At 55.5% G+C, this 17,817-nt stretch carries 10 protein-coding genes and 1 tRNA gene; 2 read left to right on the top strand and 9 right to left on the bottom strand.

Annotated elements, in window-relative coordinates; genetic code table 11:
• The 3 genes from BUA39_RS04020 to BUA39_RS04010 all read right to left on the bottom strand — a co-directional run bounded on the left by BUA39_RS04020 (window position 1) and on the right by BUA39_RS04010 (window position 4,648).
• A tRNA-Gly gene (locus BUA39_RS04020) sits at window positions 1-75 on the bottom strand.
• A 157-nt stretch (window positions 76-232) separates the two neighbouring features.
• Window positions 233-1,138 (bottom strand): DUF2971 domain-containing protein, encoded by a 906-nt coding sequence (locus tag BUA39_RS04015; protein WP_072791200.1) that lies wholly within the window; start codon window positions 1,136-1,138, stop codon window positions 233-235.
• A 72-nt stretch (window positions 1,139-1,210) separates the two neighbouring features.
• Complete coding sequence (locus BUA39_RS04010; protein ID WP_072791198.1) at window positions 1,211-4,648, bottom strand: pyruvate carboxylase; 3,438 nt, start codon at window positions 4,646-4,648, stop codon at window positions 1,211-1,213.
• A gap of 476 nt (window positions 4,649-5,124) precedes the next feature.
• Here BUA39_RS04010 and BUA39_RS04005 point away from each other — a divergent pair, with 476 nt between their 5' ends.
• Window positions 5,125-7,557, top strand: coding sequence for an ATP-dependent helicase (locus tag BUA39_RS04005; protein WP_072791196.1), 2,433 nt, complete (start codon window positions 5,125-5,127; stop codon window positions 7,555-7,557).
• Window positions 7,558-7,578: 21 nt separating this feature from the next.
• Here the strand turns inward: BUA39_RS04005 and BUA39_RS04000 are convergent, their stop codons facing one another.
• From BUA39_RS04000 to fsa, 6 genes are all read right to left on the bottom strand, one after another.
• A complete protein-coding gene (locus tag BUA39_RS04000; protein ID WP_072791195.1) occupies window positions 7,579-9,105 on the bottom strand; it encodes a SpoVR family protein in 1,527 nt (508 codons plus the stop codon).
• Window positions 9,102-10,421, bottom strand: a complete 1,320-nt coding sequence (locus BUA39_RS03995) for a YeaH/YhbH family protein (RefSeq protein ID WP_072791193.1) — start codon at window positions 10,419-10,421, stop codon at window positions 9,102-9,104. Before BUA39_RS03995 ends, BUA39_RS04000 begins: the two co-directional genes overlap by 4 nt.
• Window positions 10,422-10,430: 9 nt before the next feature.
• Complete coding sequence (locus BUA39_RS03990; protein ID WP_072791191.1) at window positions 10,431-12,365, bottom strand: PrkA family serine protein kinase; 1,935 nt, start codon at window positions 12,363-12,365, stop codon at window positions 10,431-10,433.
• Between the two features lie 658 nt (window positions 12,366-13,023).
• Entirely contained in the window at window positions 13,024-13,938 is a 915-nt protein-coding gene (locus BUA39_RS03985) for a tyrosine recombinase XerC (RefSeq protein ID WP_072791189.1), read from the bottom strand.
• Complete coding sequence (locus BUA39_RS03980) at window positions 13,935-14,642, bottom strand: DUF484 family protein (protein WP_072791726.1); 708 nt, start codon at window positions 14,640-14,642, stop codon at window positions 13,935-13,937. Before BUA39_RS03980 ends, BUA39_RS03985 begins: the two co-directional genes overlap by 4 nt.
• Window positions 14,643-14,806: 164 nt before the next feature.
• Window positions 14,807-15,460, bottom strand: a complete 654-nt coding sequence (gene fsa / locus BUA39_RS03975; RefSeq protein ID WP_072791186.1) for a fructose-6-phosphate aldolase — start codon at window positions 15,458-15,460, stop codon at window positions 14,807-14,809.
• Between the two features lie 86 nt (window positions 15,461-15,546).
• On the opposite strand from fsa, the gene BUA39_RS03970 reads away from it, so the two are divergent.
• The gene (locus tag BUA39_RS03970) at window positions 15,547-17,742 is read left to right on the top strand and encodes a primosomal protein N' (RefSeq protein ID WP_423219925.1); all 2,196 of its coding nucleotides are present in this window, start codon (window positions 15,547-15,549) and stop codon (window positions 17,740-17,742) included.
• Window positions 17,743-17,817 lie beyond the last annotated feature (75 nt).

Below are 17,817 nucleotides of genomic sequence, written 5' to 3'. Positions count from 1 at the left end.
TGGAGCGGGCGAGGCGATTCGAACGCCCGACCCTAACCTTGGCAAGGTTATGCTCTACCCCTGAGCTACGCCCGCACCGTTGAGTGAGGCGTGATTTAGGCAATCCCTCGCGCAGCTGCAAGGGAAAAAACGTAGCTGATCAAAAAATCCCCGAAGAATTAGGCACAGCTAGTTCGATATCACGCGGCAACACCAAAAGAACGTTGCAAAAGCACTGGTGTACAGCAATTGCTTATCGGAAAGGGACTTTGGATTTAATCACGGTCGGTGGGCTGGGTGTCAAAGTGAAAAAATAGGCCTCGCAGAACCGTTTGATCTTGTCGTGATTTGCGCCGGGGCCGGTTATTATTTCCCGTATAGCGAGCGGAGAATTCAAATCCTGAGAAATTGCGTTTTGGCTTGGGCTAAGTTGAAACTTTAGCCTGTATTCAGGCCCAATCAATTCGCAATTATCCATTCGGATGTTTGAAGAATTTGCGGTTTGATTTGTGAAGATACGGAACTCGTTTTCTGCTTCGAAGCCTGAATCTTTATGGGTCATCGCAAAATGCGATAGTTTACGTACTAACTCATTGTGCAGTTCGAACGGAGATGTTTCGTTGCGCTCCGCATCGATTAGTTTGTTCATAATTTCAGGACCTGATCCTCCGCGATAATTGACCTCATGTGGACCAGAGAAGCCCAGCATTTTGTTCTTCAGGATATTGGATTCGAGAGATTCCTCTACTTTGATGCCTTCGCCGCAGAGCCGCCGCAGATCAGAAACATCAAAGCCTATCGCCACGCTGTCACTCGGGACGCCGCTCACAACCCTCCCATAGCCGCGCCACATTGTCAGGTCGTCAGGTTTGCTGGAAAAGCAAATAACTTGACCGTACGCAAAGCGCGTCTTGAAATCTTCAACAATTGATTTGTAGGCGGCTTCCACGTTCTCAGAAAAAATAAACGCATTCGTTGGACCGTGTCTTCGGAGCTTGTCAAAACCTTCTATGATTTCGATCGCATGAACGATCTCTTTTGCGTCATTGAGATCTCTAAAGTCAGTCGCCAACAAACATTGGGACCTTAGAATATCCGCAAGTGTATTTGCAGTGGTGTAATGCCATAAAGTTTTGGGTGTTTCTTCATTTTGCGTCATTGCGAAATTTCCATAAAAAAAGCTACGGCCCATTCGCTGGAACCGTAGCTTATTCATAGCATGGACTTTGGCTTACTCCAGTTCGACCAGCAAGTCCTTCGCATCAATCTGACCGCCCGGTGTGACGTGCACGGCTTTGACGACCGCATCACGCTCGGCGTGGATGCCGGTTTCCATCTTCATGGCTTCGATGGTCAGCAGCAGATCGCCTTCGTGCACTTTCTGGCCAGCGGTGACGCCGATAGAGGCCACAACACCCGGCATCGGCGCACCGATGTGGTTGGCGTTGCCGATTTCGGCCTTTGGACGCGCCGCCGTCGCTGATTTCACCAGACGGTTTGGCACGCGGATGACGCGGGGCTGACCGTTGAGTTCGAAGAAGACCTTGACTTCACCGTCCTCATTGGTTTCACCGACGGCCTGCAGACGGATTTCCAGCGTCTTGCCCGGATCAATCTCTGCCGAGATCTCTTCGCCTGGTTCCATCCCGTAGAAGAACGTCTTGGTGGGCAGAACACGGACCGGGCCATACTGACGATGACGCCCCATATAATCCAAATAGACCTTTGGATACATCAGGTAACCGTTCAGGTCCTCATTATCGATCTTCAAGCCTTCGAGTTGCTTCGACAGATCGGCACGGGTGGCTTCCAGATCAACAGGCTCCAAATGTTTACCCGGACGTTCGGTGTTTGGCTTTTCCCCTTTCAAAGCCTTGGCAACGATCCCTTCCGGGAAACCGCCTGCTGGCTGACCAAGATTGCCCTTCATCATGTCGACAACAGAATCCGGGAAGGCCACGTCTTTCTTGGGGTTTTCCACATCCGCACGGCTCAGGCCCTGACTAACCATCATCAGCGCCATGTCACCGACCACTTTGGAAGATGGCGTCACTTTAACGATGTCACCAAACATCTGGTTCACATCCGCATAGGTCTGCGCCACCTCATGCCAGCGCTCTTCTAGCCCCATTGAGCGCGCTTGCGCCTTCAGGTTGGTGAACTGACCGCCGGGCATTTCGTGCAAGTAGACCTCGGACGCGGGGGCCGGGGTGCCGCTTTCAAACGCCACGTATTGCGCGCGCACACCTTCCCAGTATTCGCTGATCTCCCGCACTGCCGCGATGTCGATGCCGGTGTCGCGGTCTGTGTTGCGCAGCGCTTCGACAATGGAGCCCAAGCACGGCTGCGAAGTGCTGCCAGAGAAGGCGTCCATCGCCGCATCCACGGCGTCCACACCGGCGTCTGCTGCGGCCAAAACGGTCGCGCCAGAGATGCCAGAGGTGTCATGTGTGTGGAAGTGGATCGGCAGGCCGACCTCTTCTTTCAGGGCACGGATCAGCACCTTGGCCGACGCCGGCTTCAAGAGACCCGCCATGTCTTTCAGGCCCAGAACATGCGCACCGGCGGCTTCCAGTTCCTTCGCCATATTGACGTAGTATTTCACGTCATATTTGGCGCGGTTCGGGTCCAGAATATCGCCGGTGTAGCAAATGGTGCCTTCGCAGACCTTGTTGGCCTCGATGACAGCATCCATCGCGACGCGCATGTTTTCGACCCAGTTCAGGCTGTCAAACACGCGGAAGACGTCGATGCCCTTGGCGGCTTCGGCCACAAAAGATTGCACAACGTTGTCAGGGTAGTTCGTGTAGCCAACGCCGTTGGACGCACGCAGCAACATCTGCGTCATCAGGTTTGGCATGGCTGCGCGCAGGTCGCGCAGGCGCTGCCACGGGCACTCCTGCAAGAAGCGATAGGCCACGTCAAAGGTGGCGCCGCCCCAGCACTCCATCGAGAAAAGCTGCGGCATGTTCGCGGCATAGGTTGGCGCGACACGCAGCATATCAATCGAGCGCATGCGCGTAGCCAACAAAGACTGGTGACCATCGCGCATGGTGGTGTCGGTCAGCAGCAACTGTTTCTGTTGCTTCATCCAGTCAGCGACTGCCTTCGGTCCCTTTTGTTCCAGAAGATTGCGCGTGCCATAGGCTGGCTCTGCTTTTTTCGCCGGTGGGACAGGGATTTTCAGGTCCGCCGCAGGCGCAGCACGGCCTTCGGTTTCCGGGTGCCCGTTCACGGTAATATCCGCGATATAGGTCAGAACCTTGGTGCCGCGGTCACGGCGCTTTTTGAAGTTGAAGAGCTCTGGCGTGTTGTCGATGAACTTCGTGGTGTAGGAATAATCAAGGAAGGTCGGGTGCTTCAGCAGGTTTTCCACAAACGCAATATTGGTCGAAACGCCGCGAATACGGAATTCACGCAGCGCGCGGTCCATACGTTTGATGGCTTTCTCTGGCGTCGGTGCCCAGGCGGTAACCTTGGTCAACAACGAGTCGTAGTAACGCGTGATCACGCCGCCAGCGTAAGCGGTGCCGCCATCCAGGCGGATGCCCATGCCGGTCGCCGAACGATAGGCAGTGATGCGGCCATAGTCCGGGATGAAGTTGTTCAGCGGGTCTTCGGTCGTCACACGTGTCTGTAGAGCGTGTCCGTTCAGGAAAATGTCTTCTTGGCTGGCTTTGCCGGTTGCCTCGGCGATGGTTTTGCCCTCGGCAATCAGGATTTGTGATTGCACGATGTCAATGCCGGTGACCTCTTCGGTCACAGTGTGTTCCACCTGAACGCGGGGGTTCACCTCGATGAAGTAGAAATTGCCGCTTTCCATATCCATCAGGAATTCGACCGTGCCCGCACATTCATAGTTCACGTGCTTACAGATCTTGTAGCCCAGCTCGCAGATTTCGGCGCGCTGTTCTTCGGTCAGGTAGGGGGCAGGCGCGCGTTCAACCACTTTCTGGTTGCGGCGCTGAACGGAACAATCCCGTTCAAACAGGTGATACATGCCGCCGTGCTTGTCGCCGAGGATTTGCACCTCAACGTGGCGCGCGCGGGTGATCATTTTTTCGAGGTAACCCTCGCCATTGCCAAAGGCGGCTTCCGCTTCGCGGCGACCTTCCAGAACTTTCTCTTCGACTTCGCTTTCGTCCATGATCGGACGCATGCCGCGACCGCCGCCGCCCCAAGACGCTTTCAGCATCAACGGGTAGCCAATCTCAGCCGCTTCTTTCTTGATGGCCTTCATGTCATCGCCCAGCACCTCGGTCGCTGGGATGACGGGCACACCTGCTTCAATCGCTACCTTGCGGGCCGATGCTTTGTCGCCTAGGGCACGCATCGTCTCTGCTTTTGGGCCGATGAAGGTGATGCCGTTCGATGCGCAGGCATCGACGAAATCAGGGTTCTCTGACAAAAGGCCGTAGCCGGGGTGGATCGCATCTGCGCCGCACTCGCGGGCGACGCGGATGATTTCGTCAATACTCAGGTAAGCGGCCACCGGCCCCATGCCCTTGCCAATGCGATAGGCTTCGTCCGCTTTAAAGCGGTGCAGGCTTAGCTTGTCTTCCTCGGCATAGACCGCGACGGTTTGCTTTCCCATTTCGTTCGCCGCGCGCATCACGCGGATCGCAATCTCGCCTCGGTTTGCAACCAGAATTTTCTTGAAGTCTGCCATCAGAATGGGGCCTTTCCAGAGTAAGCGCGTTTGTGTGCCTTGGTTAAACCGCGAAAACACGCTGAATCAATACCAAGGAGTACGGAATTTGCACGGATAGTCAGGTATTTTGTCCGGTTTGCTACCCAAAAAACGTCATCGGCGAAATAAATTCCGAATTTTTGCAATTTTCTGCGGCGCGGCGTCAAAAATTAAGGCAGCTATGCTGACTTAAATGTCAACTCACTTTCCACGGGTTTCCGTGCGCCTTCTCGGGCAAGCGGCTTGTGAACAATCTAAAGCGCATGACTCTGCGTTGATCAAGCTGCGTTCCCCTCAAAATCTATTGGCAGTGCAGTCCCGCAAGGTGTCCAAATCGACCCTGCGCCTAGGTTTCCCGACATCTGAGCCCGATCGCAAAAGATTTCATACCTGTTGCTGAGAACAAGACCAGAACATGGCTTTTCCTAGCTGCGCGTTCGCTGTAATGTCTGCGCATGAGCAGTTTTGATGAATTCGATGCCTTTGAAGGGGCTTCTTTGGCGGCCCGCGCAATGGCAGCGCGCCCGTCGCCTTATCTGGACGAATTGAACCCAGCCCAACGCGAAGCGGTTGAGAGGCTGGATGGACCGGTTCTGATGCTGGCCGGGGCGGGCACTGGGAAAACCAAGGCGCTGACGTCTCGGATTGTGCACCTGCTGAACACAAGCCGCGCGCGCCCCAACGAAATTCTGGCCGTGACCTTTACCAATAAAGCCGCACGTGAGATGAAAAATCGCGTGGGTCGGATGTTGGGTCAAACGGTTGAGGGGATGCCTTGGCTTGGGACGTTCCACTCGATCTGCGTAAAACTGCTGCGCCGTCATGCGGAACTGGTTGGGTTGAAATCTAATTTCACCATTTTGGACACCGATGATCAGGTCAGGCTTTTGAAGCAATTGATCCAAGCGGCCAATATCGATGAAAAGCGCTGGCCGCCGCGCCAACTGGCTTCACTCATTGATGCTTGGAAAAACAAAGCCCTGACGCCGGAACGTTTGCCCGCCGCAGATGCGGGGGCGTTTAACAATCGGGGCGGGGAACTCTATGCACAGTACCAAACCCGCCTGCGTGAGTTGAATGCCGTCGATTTCGGCGACCTCTTGCTGCACGTTGTGGTCATCTTCCAAAACTACCCGGACATTCTGCAGCAATACCAACGTTGGTTCCGCTACATCCTTGTGGACGAATACCAAGATACCAACGTCGCCCAGTACCTTTGGCTGCGCCTTTTGGCAAAAGAACACAAAAACATCTGCTGCGTCGGCGATGATGACCAGTCGATCTACGGCTGGCGTGGGGCAGAAGTGGGCAATATCCTGAAGTTCGAAAAAGATTTCCCCGGCGCGCATGTGGTGCGGCTGGAACAGAACTATCGCTCAACCCCCCATATCCTCGCCGCCGCGTCCTCGGTGATTTCCGGCAATGAAAACCGGTTGGGCAAAACGCTTTGGACCCAGCAGGAAGAGGGCGAAAAGGTTCGTCTGATCGGCCATTGGGACGGCGAGGTCGAAGCGCGTTGGATCGGCGAAGAAGTCGAAGCGCTGCAAACCGGCACGCGCGGCATGAAGCCTTACGGTTTGGAAGATATGGCCATCCTCGTCCGCGCCTCCCACCAAATGCGCGCGTTCGAAGATCGCTTTCTCACCATTGGCCTGCCATACCGCGTCATCGGCGGCCCGCGCTTTTATGAGCGGATGGAAATCCGCGATGCCATGGCTTATTTTCGCGTGGTCACCAGCCCCGAGGATGACCTTGCCTTTGAGCGCATTGTGAACACCCCGAAACGTGGGTTGGGCAATGTGGCCGTACAGAAAATCCAAACGGCTGCGCGTGAAAATGGTGTGTCGTTGGTCGAAGGTGCGCGGCTACTGCTCGACAGCAAAGGGATCGGTGGCAAGGGGGCCAAGGAACTGCGCATTCTGATCGACGGCATCGACCGCTGGCGTGGCCTTGGCATCCAGCGCGAGGTGGAAATACCACTGAATGACGATGAAGTCATCGACGAAGGCACAACACAATCGGCAACGCGCTTTGCACCGGCTGGGGACAACATGCCCCACACGGAACTCGCCGAGATCATCCTTGATGAATCAGGCTACACTTCGATGTGGCAAAACGACAAAACACCCGAGGCTCCGGGACGGCTTGAAAACCTCAAGGAGCTTGTCGGGCAATTGGCCAATTTCGACAACCTGCAGGGTTTTCTGGAGCACGTTAGCCTTGTCATGGACAATGAAAGCGACGACGCGGACGCCAAGATTTCCATCATGACGCTGCACGCGGCCAAAGGTTTGGAATTCCCGGTTGTGTTCCTTCCGGGCTGGGAAGACGGCCTGTTCCCCTCGCAACGGTCAATGGATGAAAGCGGGCTTAAGGGCCTCGAAGAAGAACGGCGCTTGGCCTATGTGGGCATCACCCGCGCCGAAGAGGTCTGTACGATCAGCTTTGCGGGGAACCGGCGCGTCTTTGGGCAATGGCAATCGCAGATGCCAAGCCGATTTATTGATGAACTCTCGGAAGAAGATGTCGAGGTGCTGACGGCACCCGGTATCTACGGTGGCGGTCATAGCGGTGCGGCGGGGGATTTCGGCAGTGGCATTCAGGACCGGGTGCAATCGGCCAATACCTATAACTCGCCGGGTTGGAAACGGATGCAAGATCGGGCAGGGCAACGGGGGCTAAGCCAACCGAAGGAAAGCAAAAACACCATTATCGATCTCGAAGCGGTCTCAAGCTATTCGGTGGGGGACCGCGTGTTTCACCAGAAGTTTGGCTATGGTGAAATCATGGAAATCGAGGGTGATAAACTCGTGATTGAATTTGACAAGGCCGGTGAAAAAAAGGTCGTGGCCAAATTCGTAACTGCTTCAACTGATATCCCGTTCTAGCCGCCATCGCGCCTCCTTTAGCTATGCTGCGGTTGATGCATGTGAAATCCTCGCCCCGCTGCCGCTGTCGCGGGCGGTAATACTGACGTCATAGCCCCATAGACGACGCAGGTGTCTCAGCACCTCATCACGGTTGGCTGGATCAAGGTTGATGCCGTTTCTGACCACATGGGTCAGCTTCAATTCCCGATCGCCTGACAGATCGGCATCCTCGACCTGAATGTCCGGCTCCAGATAGGCTAGATCATAAGATCGCGCCAAAGCCGAGCGGATATTGCGATAGCCCTGCCGGTTGTGGATATTGCTGACCACCAGATTGGGCTGTTTCGCGTCGTCAGACAGCATGAACAGTTTGAACTTGCGAATAAGGTGGGGCGACAGGAACTGCAGGATGAAACTTTCATCCCGGTAGTTTGCCCAGGCATCTCGCATCACAGTCTTCCAGTCGGGATTGCCCGCGATCTCTGGGAACCACTCCCGGTCTTCGTCGGTCGGCTCTTCGCAGATGCGCCTGATATCCTGCATCATCGCAAAGCCAAGCGCATAGGGGTTCAGCCCGCCGTAGCGTGGATCATCGTATTCCGGCTGCAGCACCACATTGGTGTGGCTGTGCATCATTTCCATATAGGCGCCTTGGCTGATCAGACCTTTTTCCAGCAGCCGATTGATGATGTAGTAATGGGTGAAAGTCGCACAGCCCTCGTTCATCACTTTGGTCTGTTTCTGCGGGTACATATATTGAGCGATATAGCGCACAATCCGCAGCAACTCGCGCTGCCAGCTTTGCAAGATCGGGCTATGTTTTTCCAAGAAATAAAGCAGGTTCTCTTGCGGCAGGTTCATCTTACCACGACGCTCTGACAAACCGATGTCCTCGCCAGAGGGGTCATCGCTACGCGCTCGGCGGGTGTTGTCTGCCCAAAGCTCCAACACGCTCTGTTGGCTTTCATAACCATCCCGCTGCCGCTGCATCGCCTGAAGTTCTTCTTTGCTCGGGCGGGGAGGGCGCCCATAGCGAAAGACCCCCTGGCTTTGCAGGGCATGGGCCGCATCAAGGATTTCCTCAACCGCATCAATGCCATAGCGCTCTTCGCAATTGGCGACGAAATTTTTGGCAAAGGCCAAATAGTCGTGAATGCCCGCCGCATCCGTCCATTGCTGGAAGAGGTAATTTTTCTTGAAGAAATGGTTATGCCCAAAGGCCGCATGCGCCATCACCAAGGTCTGCATCGCCATGGTGTTTTCTTCCATATTGTAGCTGATGCAGGGGTTCGAGTTGATGACGATTTCATAGGCCAACCCCTGACGCCCGGTGCGGTACAGTGCCTCGTCGCGGGCAAAGCGTTTGCCATAGGACCAATGCTGATACATCAACGGCATGCCGACCGCGCTATAGGCGTCCAGCATCTGCTCGGAGCTGATGATCTCAATCTGATTTGGGTAAACGTCTAAGCCCAAATCCTCGATTGCAATTTCTTCGATTGCGTCATGGGCCTTAGAGAGCAACTCAAACGTCCATTCCGGACCATCAAATAAGAGTTTGCTCATACGGCCTTCTCCTTATTCGCAGCAAAAAGATCGCGGAAGATCGGGTAAATGTGCCCCGGCTCCGCCACACGACGCATTTCAAACTGTGGGAAAGTCTGATCGACTTCGCGCAGGTTCTGCCACAGGTCAGCCCCTTCTTCGCGGTTGTTCAGCAGCTTTTCGTCGTTCTCACCCACGATTTCGACATAGGCGTAATACTGGCAAACCGGGATCAGCGCATCAAACAGCAGGTCTTTGCATTTCACGCTGTCGTTGCCAAAGTTCTCCCCGTCAGAGGCCTGCGCGCCATAGATGTTCCACTCATCTGTCGGATATCGCTCATCAATGATTTCGCGCATTTTGGTCAAAGCGGTGCTGACAATCGTGCCGCCGGTTTCACGTGCATAGAAAAACGTGTCTTCGTCCACTTCCTGCGCTTGGTGCGTGTGGCGAATGAACACAATTTCCGTGTGCTCATAGGCGCGTTCCAGAAACAGATGCAGCAGCATGAAAAAGCGTTTCGCGAGGTCCTTTTCGCGTTCCTGCATAGAGCCTGAGACGTCCATCAAACAAAAAACCACCGCCCGAGAGCTGCGGATTTTTTCAGGCACGGTCGTGTCAAAGCGCAGGTCAATCGGGTCAATATATCCGACAAGTTTGCGGCGGCGATCCATAATTGCCAGCTTTTCCTTCAACTCCATAATGCGGGCTGTGTGATCCTCGCTTTCGTCTTCGATGCTCTCAAGGCTTGCCAATTCGTCCTGCAGCGCTTTGAACGCCAAGGAAGACGGGCGTTGTAGCGCAATGCGCCGCCCCAAAGAGTTACGCATGGTGCGCACAAGGTTCAGATTGTTTGGCGTCCCGGCCGTCGTCAGCCCGGCACGGCGCGTGCCGACGGTTTCTGTCTCAACCGTGTTTTTCTTCACCAAGTCAGGGAGTTCCAGACCCTCAAACAATATCTCAAGGTATTCATCGCGGGTCAGCGTAAAGGAGAACCCGTCTTCGCCTTCGCCATCCTCTGATCCCTTTTTTCCCGTTCCGCCCGCGCCACCTTTGGGGCGGGGGATCGTGTCGCCGACGACAAATTCTTTGTTGCCCGGCAAGACATGCTGGCGAAACCCGCCTTTGGGAGAATTGGCAAAGAACGGCTCTTTGATGCCCTTTGCGGGGATTGTGACCTTCTCACCATCGGCTTGATCGGCACCCGTAACAGATTTGTCCCGCACGGATTTGTCGACCATCTTCTTGATGTTTTCACGCGCACGCCTTAGAAACCGTTGCCGATTTCCGAGGCTTTTGCCCTTGGGGTTGGCGCGTCTGTCGATGAAATGATGCATTGTCCGCGATCACCCCGCTTTGTTCACACGCATGTACCATTCAACAAGGCGACGGACCTGCCGCTCTGTGTAGCCATGGGTCTTCATCCGCTGGACAAATTCCATGTGTTTGCTTTCCGTGTCGCTGTCTTTCTTGCTGCCAAAGCTGATGACAGGCAGCAGTTCTTCGACCTGACTGAACATGTGCTTCTCGATCACATCGCGCAGTTTCTCGTAAGAGTTCCACGGAGGGTTCTGACCGGTGTTGGCCCGGTGACGCAGCGCAAATTTCACAACCTCGTTGCGGAAGTCCTTGGGGTTCGCGATGCCGACGGGCTTTTCGATCTTGGACAGTTCGGCATCCAAAATCTCGCGGTTGTAAAGCTGGCCGGTGTCGGTGTCTTTATAGTCCTGCTCTTCGATCCACGCGTCCGCATAGGCGATGTAGCGATCAAAGACGTTCTGTCCGTATTCCGTGTAGCTTTCTAGGTAGGCTTTCTGGATTTCATTACCGATGAATTCCTCATAGCGCGGCGCAAGTTCGGTTTTGATGAATTCCAGATACTGCGCCTCGGTCTCTTTCGGGAACTGCTCGCGCTTGATCATCTGCTCAAGGATATACATCAGGTGCACCGGATCAGCGGCAACCTCTTGCGTGTCGTAGTTGAAGACGTTTGACAGCACCTTAAAAGCAAAACGAGTTGAGATGCCGTTCATGCCTTCGTCCACGCCTGCCGTGTCCTGATATTCCTGAACGGTTTTTGCCTTCGGGTCCGTGTCTTTCAGACTCTCACCGTCATAGACACGCATCTTGCTGTAAAGGTTTGAATTCTCATGCGGTTTCAACCGGCTGAGGACCGCAAATCGAGACAGGATTTTCAGCGTCTCAGGTGCGCAGGGTGCTTCGCTGAGTTCTGAGTTCTCCAACAGTTTATGGTAGATTTGCGCCTCATCGCTGACCCGCAAACAATAGGGCACTTTGACGATGCTGACGCGGTCAATGAAGGCTTCGTTGTTTTTGTTGTTCTTGAACTGCTGCCATTCGCTTTCGTTCGAATGGGCAAGGATCAAGCCACTAAACGGGATCGCGCCAAAGCTTTCCGTGCCCATATAGTTGCCTTCTTGCGTCGCCGTCAGCAGCGGGTGCAACATCTTGATCGGGGCTTTGAACATCTCAACAAACTCAAGAATACCTTGGTTCGCGCGGTTCAACCCGCCAGAGAAGCTATAGGCATCTGGGTTGTCCTGACTGAAGTGTTCCAGCATCCGAATATCGACCTTACCCACAAGGGTCGAAATGTCCTGATTGTTCTCATCGCCCGGTTCCACCTTGGCAACGGCGATACGGCGCAAACGAGATGGGTAGATTTTCTGAACCGAGAATTTGGAGATATCGCCGCCAAACTCATCCAACCGACGCACGGCCCATGGGGACATCAGGCCGGGCAGCCGGTGTTTGGCGATCCCGTATTCCTCTGCCAGCAGGTCGCCCATTTTCAGAGGGTCAAACAGGCCCAGCGGGCTTTCAAAGATCGGGGAAAGCGTATCGCCAGCCTTAAGCACATAGACAGGTTGCTCTTCGACCAACCGTTTCAGGCGTTCTGCAAGTGAAGATTTGCCGCCGCCTACAGGCCCCAAAAGGTAGAGGATCTGCTTGCGTTCTTCCAAACCCTGCGCAGCGTAGCGGAAGTAACCCACGATCCGTTCAATCGTGTCTTCCATCCCGTAGAAATCTTTGAAGGCCGCGTATTGTTTGATGGTCCGGTTTTGGAAAATGGGACCCAATCGGGAATCCTTGGAGGTATCAACAAGCTGTTCCTCGCCAATCGCAGTCAGCATGCGCTCTGCGACATTCGCGTACATGCCCGGGTCATCGCGACAAGCCAGCAAATAGTCCTGCAAAGGCATCTCTTCATCGCGTGCGCCGGAGTACTGTTCCGCAAAAAGCTCGACGATATCCTTCATGTGAATTCCCCTCTGATTACGAGTTAAGCCCGGAGTCCTCCTCGGGTTATGGTGTCAATGCAGCCTGCGTAGGTCAGTGGTGCCGAACATTTGTGGCAACCGCAGACTGCGAGATTGTTCAGAGTTAGCTCGATGTTGCCACTTTGGGCCGACCGGTTTCACCACCCGAATTTCCGGGAAGTTATTGAAGCCATTATGCTTTTCGGTCGATGTTTATACCCTCAGGGTACACGAAAAACTCTGATCTTTCTATATTAATCTGTGGCACATCTTGTGATTTGCCAGAGATGCTCAATAAATCGTGTTCCCGATCACGGTGCGCTGAAATCTCTTTGGATGGCTTTAACGCAGCGAACGGTCGGTTTACGTTCACGCAATCCATGTCCGGCGAATTCTGAGACTTAGTGCGCGAATGGCATATTTCTTTGCGCTTATTTGGGATATTCGGGTGGGCGTGGAACGCGGGTTTAAAGGATCAACTGCCAAGGTGCGGCTTTCGTTCCCAACCTGAGAAGCCTGCGATTCATGGCGACAATTGGCGTGATTATTTTTTATGCGTCGCTCACAAATTGAAACAGTCGTTGCAACGCGCTGCCCAAATCGTGATGACCCTCAGCCAAACAAAGGCTGCATGCCGGGGCCTTCAGGGGGAATCGCCTCAGGCTTTGGGGTGTGCCTTCTGATAGACATCCATCAGCCGCGCCGTGTCGACAGCGGTGTAGGCCTGCGTAGTCGACAAAGACGCATGCCCCAAAAGTTCCTGAATAGACCGCAGGTCGCCGCTCGCCTCTAGCAGGTGTGTTGCAAAGCTGTGGCGCATCGCGTGCGGGGTGGCCGTCGCCGGTAGACCCAGCTGCATGCGTACATTTTGCATCACGGCCTGAATTTGTCGCGCGCTCAACCGCCGTCCACGAACCCCAATAAACAAGGGACCATCCTCAGCCAGAGCGTAGGGGCATTGCCGCAAGTATTCGTCAACGGCCTCCTGCGCGGCAGGCAGAACGGGAACCAGCCGCTCTTTGCCGCCTTTGCCCAGAATGCGCAGCACCTCGGGCAGCGGCGCGTCACGCCGATCAAGTCCCAATGCTTCGGAAATGCGTAGGCCGCAGCCATAAAGCAGCGTGACAACCGCCGTGTCGCGTGCCCCGACCCAAGCATGTCGCGACTGCAACTCAACCGTGTCAATCACGGCCTGCGCAGCCTCTGGCGCCAAGGGACGGGGGAGTTTTTTCTGAAACTTCGGCGCGCGGGTCGATAGCACTGCGGTTGGATCAAAGCCTTCGCGTTCCGCAAGCCAGCGGAAGAAGCTTTTGACGGCAGAAAGTTTCCGCGCCAACGAGCGGGCAGAAAGATCGCCCTTGCGCATCTCTGCCATCCAGGCCCGCATGTCCCGGATTGTCAGGCGTGACAGGGGCGCGATGCCCTGTTGGTCGCCCTGATAGGAGGAAATAAATGCAAGGAATTCAGTAACATCAATGAAATAGGCGTTCAGCGTGTTTTCCGACGCGCCTTTCAGGGCCTTTTCAGCCTCCAGCCACTTATCGCGGGCATTGGCTGCGGCGGCCGATATCACGAGAGCCAGCGCCGCATCGCGCGTTCAAAGACGCCACCGAAGAACGACAAAAGGTCTGTACCCTGTTGCGGCGTGAAGTGGTGCGGGTCTTCGGCGCCCATGACCAGCATGCCGGGCAGCCGGCCCTTGCCAAGGTCAAGCTTCAGACAGGCTTCAGACCGAACATAAGGCGCTTTGTCGCCAAAGATTTCATGCGCGCCTGATTCAATCTGGCGCAGAGTTACTTGCCGCGCAGGCACATTGCGCCCGAATGTCAGGTAAGCCTCGACAAAACCGGGCTCCGCCACCGACAGCACCGCGCCAAGTTTGCGGACGCTCGGGTCGTCTTCGGTCTGTTCGGTTTCCAGCACCAGCCGTACCGCATCGACACGCAAAATGTCAGCGACTTCGCCATCTAGGTCCTTGAGGAAGGTTTCGAACTCCAACGGGTCCATCATACGTAGGATGGCGCGATGCACCTGATTGGTGCCTGCCAGGTTTTCATAGGCCGCCGCGATCACGCTGCGGTGGGTGTCTTCCAACCGGTCCAACCGCGCCTCAAGCCGATCCATGGCGATGCCACGCAGGTCGACGATATTGCCGCCCATGGCCTTTTCATTTGCCGCGATCAACGCGGTCATCAAGTCTTGGTCATCCAGGATCAGTTCCGGCGTGGAAATGATTTTCTCCCGAAGGGTCTCTTCGATCTGTGCTTGTTTGGTCATGCTCGTGCCAATTTTATTTTCTGGGACCTTAGCAGAAGGTGCCCAGGATTTCTGCATTTTTTTGGCAAAGGCGCGGTTAATTGCGCGGGTTGGGGGAGGGGCCTTGCCCCTCTGCGCGATGCGCATTCACCCCAGAGTATTTTTGCAAAGGTGAAGGCCGTTGCTTAGAGGATTTTGATATCCGCTGCAGCGATGTCTTTCAGGAAGGCATCCAGGCCTTTGTCAGTCAGCGGGTGGTTGATCATGGATTTGATCACAGCAGGCGGCGCTGTCATCACGTCTGCGCCAATGCGCGCGCTTTCCAGAACGTGGTTTACGGAACGAATGGAAGCCGCAAGGATCTGGGTTTCGAAGCCGTAGTTGTCATAGATGTCGCGGATGTCCGCGATCAAGTCCATGCCATCCAGGTTGATATCATCCAAACGCCCAATAAACGGGGAAATGAACGTCGCGCCCGCTTTGGCCGCCAAAAGCGCCTGATTGGCCGAGAAACACAGCGTTACGTTGACCATGTGACCGTCATCTGACAGCGCTTTGCAGGCTTTTAGGCCGTCCCAAGTCAATGGCACTTTGACGGCGATATTTTCGGCGATCTCAACCAGCTTGCGGCCTTCGGCAATCATGGTTTCAGCGTCTGTTGCGGTGACCTCGGCAGAAACCGGACCGTCGACCAGATCACAGATTTCCTTGGTGACTTCGATAATGTCACGGCCAGATTTCTTGATCAGCGATGGGTTTGTGGTCACACCGTCCACCATGCCCAGATCGTTCAGTTCAGCAATGGCGTCGATTTCAGCGGTATCAACGAAGAATTTCATAGGGCAGGTCCTTTGATGGGTTGGCCTTCAATTGGCTCTCGTTTACCTCATAGTAAGAGGTGCTGGAACCCCTTTGGATGGTGAATTTGGAGCAGACAGATTTCTTTGACGAAGGTGCCCTGGTCGGGGTGCTGACCACGCAGCCGCTGGATCGCGTTTTGGATTACAAAGCGCCGGTGGGCGGGTGTTGGTTGGGCGCGTTTGTCGAAGTGCCATTGGGACCGCGCAAAGTTTTGGGTGTGGTTTGGGGCAAGGGTCGTGGAGATTGGGACCCGGCAAAGGTGCGCTCTGTCATAAAGGTTCTGGACGTGGCACCGATGCGGGGGGAGATGCGGTCTTTCTTGGAGCGGGCCTCGCAATATACGCTGACCTCCATGCCTAATATGCTGCGGCTGGCGACCCGTGCACCAGGCTTGTCAAATCCGCCGTCAATGCAAAAGGTCTACCGTTTGGGGGATGTGGAACCTGATCGCAAGACAGACGCCCGCACGCGCGTCTTGGAAACCCTGCGGGATTATGGCGGCTTGTCTTTCACGCTGAAAGAACTGTCGGATATGGCGGGGGTGACCTCATCCGTCGTTAAGGGCCTTGTGAAATTGGGCGCTGTGGTCGAGGAAAACACGCCGCGCGATCTGCCCTTTGCGCGCATGGACCCGGACTATGGCGCGAAAACCCTGACGCCCGACCAAGCCGAGGCCGCCGCCCATATGGTGGCGGAAATCCGGCGCGAGGCCTATGGCACGACCCTTTTGCGCGGTGTCACAGGGTCGGGCAAAACCGAAGTTTACCTTGAGGCCATCGCCGAATGTCTACGCGTCGGAAGACAGGCGCTTGTCCTTTTGCCGGAAATTGCCCTGACGGCCGAGTTTTTGGACCGTGTCGAAGCGCGGTTTGGCGCAAAACCGGCAGAATGGCACTCAGGCGTGACGATGACCGAACGGCGGCGCATTTGGAAAATGGTCGGGCAGGGTGGTGCGCAGATTGTGATTGGCGCACGCTCGGCCTTATTCCTGCCGTTTCAGAACCTCGGCCTGATTGTCGTCGATGAGGAACATGACACATCATATAAGCAAGATGATGGCGTGCTTTATAATGCGCGCGACATGGCCGTGCTGCGCGCCAGTCTTGTGGGGGCAAGCGTGGTTTTGGCCTCTGCCACCCCAAGCCTTGAAAGCTGGGCCAATGCAGATGCCGGAAAGTATCATCGGATCGAGCTGACGTCGCGCTATGGTCCTGCGGTGATGCCAGAGATGCGGGCGATCGATATGCGGGTGGAGGACCTGCCATCAGGCACTTGGATTTCGCCAAGTCTGCGGTCTGAGGTCGAAGCGCGGATCGCCAAGGGCGAACAGTCGCTTTTGTTCATCAACCGCCGTGGCTATGCACCGGTCACGATCTGCCGGGCATGTGGCCATCAGATTGGCTGCGACAATTGCGATGCGCGCATGGTTGAACACCGTTTTCTCAAGCGGTTGCTCTGCCACCAATGTGGCGAAAGCAAACCTATGCCCGAAGCCTGCCCCAGTTGTGAGGTCGAAGGCAAACTTGCCGCCGTCGGGCCGGGTGTGGAACGTTTGGCCGAAGAGGCCAAGGCCGCTTTCCCCGAGGCCCGGCTGGCGGTTTTGTCGTCGGACCTCTTCGGATCGGCACGCGCGTTGAAAGAAGGCATCAAGGCCATCGCGGATGGGGCAGCGGATGTCATTATCGGCACGCAATTGGTGGCAAAAGGGCACAACTTTCCACTGCTGACGTTGGTGGGGGTGATAGATGCCGACCTTGGGTTGCAGGGGTCAGACCTACGGGCGGCAGAGCGGACGTTCCAATTGATCCGGCAGGTTGCAGGTCGCGCTGGGCGATCAGAACGCAAGGGCGTGGCCCTGTTACAATCCCATCAGCCAGACCACCCTGTGATCCGCGCCATCTTGGCAGGCGATGAAGACGCTTTTTGGCAAGCCGAAGCCAATGAGCGCCGCCATGCCGGTGTGCCGCCATATGGGCGTATGGCGGGGATCATCCTGTCGTCCACAGACGTGGGGCAGGTCTTTGATCTTGGCAACGCACTGGCGCGCAATGATGGTGCGCTGCGCCAGATCGGGGCGCAGGTCTACGGGCCAGCGCCCGCGCCGATTGCTCGGATTAGGGGGCGTCATCGCGTTCGGCTTTTGGTCAAAGCGGACAAAGCCGCGCCGCTTCAAGCCGCTGTCGCGAAATGGATTGGGCAGTTCCAAATCAAAGGAGACATACGTCTGGCCGTCGATATCGATCCCCAGTCGTTTTACTGATCTCAGCACAAGGCAGATTTGCAGACCAATCTGTGCAGAATTGCGCGTTCTATCCTCTCGCCAAGCCCCAGAATG

Origin of the sequence: Cognatishimia maritima (assembly GCF_900129685.1) — a bacterium.
Classification (GTDB): domain Bacteria; phylum Pseudomonadota; class Alphaproteobacteria; order Rhodobacterales; family Rhodobacteraceae; genus Cognatishimia; species Cognatishimia maritima.
The sequence above is the reverse complement of the archived record's forward strand: the minus strand, read 5'-3'. Positions and strand labels throughout refer to the sequence as shown.